This is a genomic window from Pseudomonas uvaldensis, from assembly GCF_021271205.1.
Lineage (GTDB): Bacteria > Pseudomonadota > Gammaproteobacteria > Pseudomonadales > Pseudomonadaceae > Aquipseudomonas > Aquipseudomonas uvaldensis.
This window is the reverse complement of record NZ_JAIWKS010000018.1, coordinates 44554-53533: the sequence shown is the minus strand read 5'-3', so window position 1 is coordinate 53533 and position 8980 is coordinate 44554. Positions and strand designations below refer to the sequence as shown.

Here is an 8980-nt window from a genome sequence, read left to right as displayed (position 1 = left end):
TGAAAATGGGTTAAAAGCCCAGCATTTGCTGGTTCTTCCTCTGGCGCTCGCTGCAAACGGTGCCCAACGGAGCTGAACGGTAAATAGCGAATCCCCGAAAAAGTCCCCACGCCCTTTTGGGGCCTCTCCGGCGTCCTGCCGACCGAACACCAATCCCCTCATTCAACACGGCACCACCACGACTGCGCATAGTAGGCGTCTCCAATCTTCTCAACCCCGGTCAGGTTCATCCCGCTATGGGCCATCCCCGTGATCTTCACATCGAGCAACGGGGGGATGACGTCAGGGCCAGGGCCTGACTTGAAAATCTGCGCCACCACCGCTGCCCTGCCTAAGTCTGGCTCCAGCGACTCACTTATGACTATGTCGCCTCGAAACGTCTCAGCACTCCTCAGCTGATCCTTTGGGATGGCTACGCCCAGCTTGCGGCGTCGAGTGATTAAGAAATACATGGATCGGCTCACAACTGTACAAAAATACAGTATCGAGCCGCGATAGCGTCATCCTCAAGTCCAGGCCGATGGGCGGCAACCTGCCTCCCGTCGGCACCGCAGGCTTGGGATAACTTTTCGGGATACTGTACATAACCACAGTTTAGAAAAAGCCCGATATGTTTCCTGAATTACCCGATTGCGCCGAGACGACTCAGTGGCGCAGCGCTCTTGCCAACCATGACCTTCGAAACCGTAACCCAGACTTGTACCGGTCGCTATTGCACGAGCAAAGCAGCGCCATGGTCGCGAGCGAGCTTATTGACTGGATGGACAAGCTGGAGATGGATGAGATGGCAAACGCCTCCTACTGGTTTGCGCTGGAGGAACTGGCCTGGAGATGAGCTGCCCAACCAGGAAGACAGTTTTGGATACCCCGGGAGAGCTTTGACGATGTGCGGACGGCTATCGCAGTACACCGGTATCCATGACTTCGTTGCGGTGCTAGCCATGTGGCCCGGGGCCTATGTCGGTACCCTGGATGACCAACCGCTGGAGCGGTACAACTGCGCGCCATCGAGCCAGCTCGCCCTATTCCACCAGGAAGGCGAAGTGCTACACGCCGACCTGGTGCGCTGGGGCTGGCGACCGCACTGGGCCAAAGATCGCCCGCCGCCGATCAACGCCAGAGTTGAGAAAGTCGCCCACGGCCCCTTCTACCGGGCGATCTGGCCGAACCGGGCCATTACGCCAATCAACAACTGGTTCGAGTGGGTAGATGAAGGCGGACCGAAGAAGCAACCGTACCTGATCCGCCGGCGGGATCATGCGCCTATTTTCTGCGCAGCTATCGGCCAGTTTCCCACCGGTAACCGGGAACCGCTCGAGCACGACGGCTTCGTCATCATCACCGCCGACAGCCAGGGCGGCATGATCGACATCCACGACCGGCGGCCTGTCGTGCTGAATCCCGACCTCGCTCGGGAATGGCTCGACCCGACCACGCCCAAGGAGCGCGCCGAACAGATAGCTCTCCACCAGGGCGAGCCGGCCGAGGCCTTCGAGTGGTTCAAGGTGGACCGCGCCGTTGGCAACGTGAGGAACCAGGGGCCGGAGCTGATCAGGCCTATTGCTGATTCAATCCTCTGACATACGCCTGGCACGCCGCCAACGCAATCAGCCCCCGGTCGCCTTCGTTGGTGATGCCGATAATTCGTTGAGCATGCGCTGGGTCAAGTTGGGCTCTTGCCTTTCCATGAACCACGCCGCTGGCGCCGGGGGTGGTAGACAATGGGCTGCAACTGGCTGAATCCTCGAGGAGGACTGACAGCCGCAAATCAGCAGTGGCAAGGCGATCGCGCAAGCGAGCCTGATTGGTTTGAGCATCGCTCAGTTCCTTGAAATGGGTTTGTTCGCTTGCCGACAGCCGCTGCTCTAGGGCCAGGCGCTTGTCCTGCTCCGTCCGGGCCTGTGACGCTGCCGCACTGCTGATTTGAGCCAGGTCGGACTGGTGCAGGCGGGCCTGCTCCGCCAACCGTTCTCCATAGCGCCAGTCCTGGACCTTCCAGGTCGCGCCGACCGCCAGCAGCACAAGTACCAGCACGCCAACGACCCAGGCCTTCACGGCCACGGGGTTCATGGCACATCCTTGAAAAAGATGTGATTACCCAGGCGCAGGGTCTGCGTGGCTTTGGCGGCCCAGGCCGGTGGCTTCGGCATCGTTGTCGCGTAGTAGTGAGTCGCGCCCTTCGTGATGTCAGGCTCGGCGCCGGAGATAACCAGATCCGCCGCCCGCTGCGCCTGGGCGATCTGCTTCGGCGGGATCGGCTTGGCGCCGCTCAGGAACGGATAGTTCGGATCATTCTGATTCCAGCAACTGAACTGGTACGGTTTCAGGCAGACGCCGGCATAGCCCTCCCCCCACCAGGACTTGGTCTTGCCATCTTCCACGCGGTTGCGGATGGTCCAGGCCACGGCAATCTGCCCGGCCAAGCCCTCGCCTCTTGCTTCGGCCCACAGCGTGCGGGCAAGGATGTCGCGGTCCCTTTCGGAAACAGTCATAACTTTTCTCCAGGCAAAAAAAATCCCGCTCGATGGCGGGTTGCGGTGTTGGGCGGATTACATGGTTTCGGTGGAGGCCAACATCGGTGCGGCTGCGATATCCGGTACCGGCGGCTCCGTCGGCCAGACCGGAAACTCGAACCAGCCAGGCTGGCTTGTCACCTTGCCCAGCGCATATTTGTACGTCTTCCAGGCTTTCAGCGGTGCGGCCAGGGCGACTTGCTCAGCTTCCTCCTCAGGAGTCGCCTCCCCGATTTCGATGCCATAACCCAGGGTGTCGATGCGATCCTGGATACGAGTGATCTGAGCCATCGCTGCAACGTTCTTCTCGGCAAGTTCCGTCTTCACCTCCTTGAACTGCTGGTCCAGCAAAGCGGATTCCTTCATGGCCTTGGTGATCAACTTCGTCCAATCGATGGTGACTTCGACGATCACAGCATCCGGATCAGGCTTGGGCGGTATGTACAGTTCGCCGGCGGGCATCTTCGGGGGCGGAAAAACCAACAGGCCATCGGCAACACTCCACAGCGGATTGGGAAACGCCTGTTCCTGGCTGTAGTTCGAGGGGATCGGAAACAGGAGTTTGATGTTCAGCTCCCCTCCCTGGCGGGTGATGTCCCCGGCGAACCAAACCGAGTCGATGGATCCGTGTGGCAGGGTGTCTCCTTCCCCAATGGGTGACAGGTCGAACAGTTCGTTATTTATGGTCAGCGTGTCTCCGCTTTTCACTACCGTGAATGGAGCGGCACCGACCTGGGGCATCAGATCAATCCTCATTCGTACCACCTCCCATGGGCCACATAACCCGGATACATCGATGAGGTCGACGCATGGCCGTAAACGATGTGCGACACCGTTGTAGCCGTCACCACGCCAATCGTGCCCCACCCTCGACTGTTGCCTGCACCAGCACCTCCCGAGATTTGAAATCGTGAAGCATCGCTACATGCCGGAGGTGAGCTGAACGCATGCGGGAAGGTGAAGTTGGTAAATCCGGAACCGATAAAAACGCCACCAGCAGCAGCGCTAGCAGTAGCCGCCGTCGTCGACCACCCCGAACAGATCAGCGTACCGCAGGCATATTTAGAGAACGTGCCCGTGGTGGTGGTGCCCCGCTGAAGCAGTGCCCCGGTTGGTATCCCGCCAGTTTGCGATACCGCCCCCACGGAGTTATTGGTCGTGTAAATCTCGAACCAATCAATCGACGCCGCGCCGGTGGTGTACCACCCTTCGAACACTCGTCCGACCGAGGTGGCGGAGATTGTGTAAAAAGTATCGTTTGTGGAATAACGCTTGGCGTACGCCATGAAGCCGGACGCAGTGCTGAAGGGGGAGCCAGCAGTGGTCCCACCTACCCCTCGATAGACCCCCGTTGGAAGATGGGTCAGCAGCGTAGGCATCACCGGCAACGTGATAGAGCTGCCCCAGCCATGGGCGCCATTGAGCATCAAGCGCCCGCCAGTCGCATCATTGGTGGTGGTTTGGGGAACCAGCCCCAGGCCAGCCTGTGCATCAGAGATGGTGTTCCCACCTGTACCACCCTTGCTCACCGGCAGGATGTCGTAGTTGCCGGTGGTCCCCAGTGCGGCGAGCTTCGCGCCATAGGTGTTTACGATTGCCCGTAGCGCATCGGCAGAATCCTTCACGTAGCCCTGCATCGGCGCCAGTGCGTAAGTACCGCCAGAGACTGTCGGCCCCTGATACGGAGGATCGATGGAAAGCGAGGTATTGCTCGGGGCGTTGGTGACTTCGTACCAACGGCCATCGGGGCCACGAAACGCATCCCCGACCCGGCAGTTCACAATAAACGCGGTACCAACGCCCGTGACGGCATTGGAATTCAGGGCGACGGAAACCGTCCCCGCTTTGTACCAGGGCATAGGAAAGTGTCCTTAAAGTTTTGCAAAAACGGCAGGAAGGTAAAGTACGGTTGGATTGAACGGGCCTACTGTCAGCGCATACAGATTGTTACCGGAGAAGTCCCACCAGCAATAGAGCATTCGACTCTGGTTATCGTTATCAAGCATCGGCATGCTAAAGCTGTTTATCAGCATGTACTCACCCGCAGGAAAATCGAACGCTACTCGATAGTAATTCCTGGGCGTCCCGTTCGACGTATGATCGGATCTAACATACGTCCAGTTCTGAAATGCTCGGGTAAAACGGGCATAAGGCGTTCCACTATCAAACAGCAGTTTGGAGTTTCCATCCCACAACCTCATTCCATAATCAGCCAGAGCGGTCGCAGCGAAGCCACAGGCGAAGTACGAGCCATTGGGTTGCAACGTATTGACGTCGTAAGCCCTGACATAAAACCCCGTCCATGCTCCTGGGGAACCAATCACCCGCATCTGGCATAACCCAGCAATGCCGCTACTTCCCGAAGGACGAATGAAGACCAGGGGTGGTTCTTGGCTCGTTATCGTTCTAGGGAAAGTCGTAACTGATCCCAAGCCCCACTCTTCGGTCGGTACATACGTTCCTTTCGCCAACACAACAAGCCGCGAGAACTCGGAATCAACCGTCACGACGTTGCTGTTATTCGTAAACTCCAATCCGAACGACATTATGAGTACCTTATAACAATCAGCCGCATGGTGATGCCGGTCTTGTTGCTATATTCTTCCCTGCCTCGAATATAGCTATACACCCTGACAGCGTTGTTTATGACTTCAGTTTCCAGTTGCATATCCACCGCATCGTTGTAGTTCCCTATTGGCACCACAAAGGCGGTGCCATTGGACGGAGTAATTCCAGGCACCGATATTGTTTGATAGGATATTGAATTCGACCCCGTGACTACTGCGCTGTATACGACCCGCATCGTGAAGGAAGATGGATCGAGGGTGACGTTGCCGTTTTCATCCCGGATTTCCAACCCATAACTCATGCTGATAGATCTCCGAGCTGAACCCGCTTCACACCATTTTCGTCGTATACCTTGATTGCGCGATTAGTCATGGTCAGGCGACCGCCGCCAGGGGCCGGGCCGTTGAACTCCAAATTCCCCGCCTTATCCAGGCGCCAGCCCTGCACACCAGCAACGTAGTTGTCCGACTGCAAGGCTTGGCCGATCTTCAGCATCGTGATGCTGCCGTCCTGGATGAAAGCGGAGTTCATGAACACCTGGCCGCCTTGAACGGCGAACGGAACCGATATGGCCCCGCCGGAGATGGTGTTCACGATGGCGAACCGATCGGCACTGACCAGAAACTGACTCTGGAGCCCGGTCGCCGTGTTCTCGATACCGAGGCCAATGCCGGCGGCGACATACTTCCCGTCGGCGGTGAGTTGCATCTTCACCGACCACATCGTGTTCAGCTTGCCGCTCGTGTCAGCGTAAGCCGTGGAGGTCTGTTGGATCGCTGCAGTGTTCTGTCCCACCGTCGCAGTCAACTGGTCGATTTTCGTGGCCGTGGCTGACTCGTTCGTCGCGACCACCTGCTCAAGCGTGGTCAGGTTCGCAGCGTTCTCATCGATTTGGGCATCGAAGGTGGTCAGCCTGCGCGCCGTCGCCTCACTCTCTGAAGCTCGGACGCTGCTTTCCGACGCAATAGCTGCCGTGCTGGTCCACCCTTTGATAGCGTCAGACAGATCGCCCTCCCCGTCGTCATCGCGCCAGGAAGCTCGCAGCGCTTCGAAAGAGGTGGCCGTGGCTTCGAGTTCCGTGATGTCTACGGTGTTGGTCGCCACCTGCTGCGCAAGGCCGTTGGCCGTCTGAACCGACTGGCCTACGTCCAGCCAATAAGTGGCGTTTGGCGGCGGCGTGTTGATCGGAACCTGGACTTTCGCCTGATAGATACGGTCATCCTCGACCACCATCTTGCCCTGCTCGTAGACCTGATCAGGCTTGTAGGCAGACAAGCCGTCGAACGCGTCGATCTGGGCTTGGAGTCCTGGGATTTTCTCGATCTCATCCCGCAGGTGTTGCCCGAGTTCCGTCTCGGTGATCTGCCCCTCGATGATGTCCAGAATTGGACCTGCCTCAGAGCTGGCCTGGCCCAGGACACCGTTGCCGACTGGGTACCAGGGTCCGATGTTCCCGGTTCTGTCCACCAGCCGCGCCCAGAAGAAGAACGTCGCCCCCGCCAGCAGGCTCTGCATGCTGTAGTCGCTCTGGGGATACGCCAGGTCTGCCAGCTTCGTGGCGTTGTCCAGGACGTTGGTGGGCCCGTACCAGATCTCGGTCCGCTGGGTGTCCTCGGCGCCAGCAGGGAATCCCCACTTCAGGCCGATGCCGAACAGCAGTGAGGTAGCTGTCAGGAACGACACCGCCGGCGGCAGGCCTTCCTTGCCCTTCAACTCTGTGAGCACGGAATTGCGCCAGATCGAAGAGATGTCGAAGGCGCTCACTGCACGCACCCGAGCCACGTAGGCGCCGGCATAGATGCCGACCACGTCCACGCCAGTCGAACCGGTGCGCGGCACCTTGACCCAATTGCCGCTGTCTTTGCGCCACTCCACGTCATAGGCCACAGCCCCTGGCACGGCAGGCCAGGTGATGGTCATTGTCGCAACGGCGATGCCTTGAGAAACAACCGAGGTCGCTGTCAGGGCAACGCTGGCCGGCGGAGGAACGACAGTGATCGGAATAACACTGATCGGCCGCTCTTCCAGGCGGGCGCCGGTATCGATGTGGGCGAACTTGCTCGGCTCGTACTGCAGAGCGGAGATCTCAAAATCCCCTTCGGTCGTGCGCTTGGTCCGGAGCACGCGGTAAAGCGGAATCGCCAAGTCGTCAGCGTCGAGCGCCCACTGAAGCTGCGCCCGCGGCGCCTCGCTGTAGGCTACCGTCACGGTCACGGCTCGCCCGGCCACGCTCTGCACGGTGCGGCCTTCGGCGCGTCCGCCCGGAAGGTTGATGATCAGCCGGTCGCCTGCCTTGGCCTGGGTGTCGCGGTCGAGCGTGATCACCCGACCTGCCACGGCAGATATCCGTCCGCCAATCTCCCGGCCAGCCAGCAGCGAGTCAGCCACGGGGATGATGTGTCCAGGGAGCGGGATTACACCCTCCATCCCAGTCTTGAACGTAACAGTCCGGTCCAGGTTGTTGCTGAGGATCACCCACTTGCCGCGGCGTTGGGCCTCGGACGCCCTGGTGCAGCCGATGGCGCTCACCTCGGTTGGGCGGTCGCCATAGCGGCGCTGGAGATCCAGATCAGCAAACGGAATGACGTCGGTGTCGTAGTTGTTCGCCGGGTTGTCGTAGCTGACCAGGCACCGGGTGTACCGAGTCTTGGCCGAGGCGCTGCCGTACGAGAACTTCCCGTCGATGACGTTCGCCCGGGTGAACACGTAGTCGAAGTCCTGGGCACGCGGCATGTCCGCCTGCATGATCAACTGGCCCTGGGCCCAGTAGGTCATGCCACGATAGATACCGGAAATGTCCCTCAGCAGCGTCCAGGCGTCTGCCTTGCCCTGCAGGTTCATGTCGCAGAGGAAGCGCGGCTCGGTTCCGCCCAGGCCATCCGGTACCAGTTGATCGCAGTATTGGGCGATCCGGTACAGCTCCCACTTGTCGACCATCCACGGTTTGATGCGCTTGCCGAGGCCGAAACGGTCCTCAGTGCAGATGCCATAGGTGATCCAGGCCGGGTTATTGGTCCAGGCCTGCTTCATACTGCCGTCCCAGGTGCCGGTATAGGTCCGACTGATCGGGTCGTAGTTGCTCGGGACCTGCCACTTCCTGGCTTTGCACTTCACAGTGACGGCCGGGATGTTGGTGAACTGCTCGGCGTCGAATTCGATGTACAGAAGCGCGGTGTTCGGGTAACGCAGCTTCGCGTCGATGACTTCGGTGAAGCCGGCGATCAGCATGGTGTCGGCGACACGGTTACTGTTCTGGTTCGGCGTGATGCGACGCACGCGGATCTGCCAGCCGATGGTTGCTTCCGGCAAGTCGATGCGCCGGGAGCGTTCGTAACGGGTGGTGGTCTTCCCATCCACGGCATCGGTCAGCACCTGCTGATACGCGCCGCCGTCAGTAGCCACGTCGACCGCGTACTCAATGCGATAGCCGCCAATGTTGCCCTGGTCGTCCTGGCGCTGGAGCACCGGCCAGGCGAACCGAATGCGCACGGCAGAAAGCTGGATGTTCGTGACGGAGCGCACCCAAGGCGCATCGCTGCGCAGCTCGATGTTCAGCGATGTCTCGTTCTCGACCGAGGGGATGCCGGGGATATAGGTCTGATCCACCGAGCCGGAGCGCCATTCCCATTTGACGTTCGGGAAGTTGACGTTGCCGCTCGCATCTTTGATCGGTGTGTTGTCCAGGTAGATGTCGGCGTCCGTCGGCACGCCCTCAAACTCACCCTCACCTACCGCAATCAGCAGCTTGGCGATGTTCGTTGAGCGGAGGTTGTCGCTTGCCTCAATCGGCGTCTTCGGCTTTTTGCTTCCGCCCTTTGCGCCGCGGATGTCGATCTTCTGTGCTGCGCCCATGCTTTCCTCCAGGCGAAAAAAAACCGCCTCATGGGCGGCCTGCTTGC

9 protein-coding genes are annotated in these 8980 nt (G+C 59.6%); 2 read left to right on the top strand and 7 right to left on the bottom strand.

Annotation, left to right across the window (positions count from 1 at the left end; translation table 11 throughout):
* Nucleotides 1-610: 610 nt before the first annotated feature.
* Together LCU97_RS26080 and LCU97_RS26075 are read left to right on the top strand one after the other, a co-directional pair.
* A complete protein-coding gene (locus tag LCU97_RS26080; RefSeq protein WP_232778157.1) occupies nucleotides 611-835 on the top strand; it encodes a hypothetical protein in 225 nt (74 codons plus the stop codon).
* A gap of 49 nt (nucleotides 836-884) precedes the next feature.
* Nucleotides 885-1580: an SOS response-associated peptidase family protein gene (locus LCU97_RS26075; RefSeq protein ID WP_232778156.1), complete on the top strand. Its 696-nt coding sequence runs from the start codon at nucleotides 885-887 to the stop codon at nucleotides 1578-1580.
* On the opposite strand, the gene LCU97_RS26070 is transcribed toward LCU97_RS26075, so the two are convergent.
* From LCU97_RS26070 to LCU97_RS26040, 7 genes are all read right to left on the bottom strand, one after another.
* On the bottom strand, nucleotides 1558-2070 hold the full coding sequence (locus LCU97_RS26070) for a lysis system i-spanin subunit Rz (protein ID WP_232778155.1): 513 nt from the start codon (nucleotides 2068-2070) through the stop codon (nucleotides 1558-1560). The two genes, LCU97_RS26075 and LCU97_RS26070, sit on opposite strands and share 23 nt — an antisense overlap.
* Nucleotides 2067-2492 carry a cell wall hydrolase gene (locus tag LCU97_RS26065; RefSeq protein ID WP_232778154.1) on the bottom strand — a complete coding sequence of 142 codons (426 nt, stop codon included), beginning with the start codon at nucleotides 2490-2492 and terminating at the stop codon, nucleotides 2067-2069. Before LCU97_RS26065 ends, LCU97_RS26070 begins: the two co-directional genes overlap by 4 nt.
* 57 nt (nucleotides 2493-2549) lie before the next feature.
* Nucleotides 2550-2879, bottom strand: coding sequence for a phage tail protein (locus LCU97_RS26060; RefSeq protein WP_232778162.1), 330 nt, complete (start codon nucleotides 2877-2879; stop codon nucleotides 2550-2552).
* 386 nt (nucleotides 2880-3265) lie between these two features.
* The gene (locus tag LCU97_RS26055) at nucleotides 3266-4372 is read right to left on the bottom strand and encodes a phage tail protein (protein WP_232778153.1); all 1107 of its coding nucleotides are present in this window, start codon (nucleotides 4370-4372) and stop codon (nucleotides 3266-3268) included.
* 12 nt (nucleotides 4373-4384) lie between these two features.
* A complete protein-coding gene (locus LCU97_RS26050) occupies nucleotides 4385-5059 on the bottom strand; it encodes a hypothetical protein (RefSeq protein ID WP_232778152.1) in 675 nt (224 codons plus the stop codon).
* Nucleotides 5059-5382, bottom strand: coding sequence for a hypothetical protein (locus LCU97_RS26045; protein WP_232778151.1), 324 nt, complete (start codon nucleotides 5380-5382; stop codon nucleotides 5059-5061). The genes LCU97_RS26050 and LCU97_RS26045 overlap by 1 nt, the downstream gene beginning before the upstream one ends.
* Nucleotides 5379-8933, bottom strand: coding sequence for a phage tail protein (locus LCU97_RS26040; protein WP_232778150.1), 3555 nt, complete (start codon nucleotides 8931-8933; stop codon nucleotides 5379-5381). Before LCU97_RS26040 ends, LCU97_RS26045 begins: the two co-directional genes overlap by 4 nt.
* Nucleotides 8934-8980: the final 47 nt, after the last annotated feature.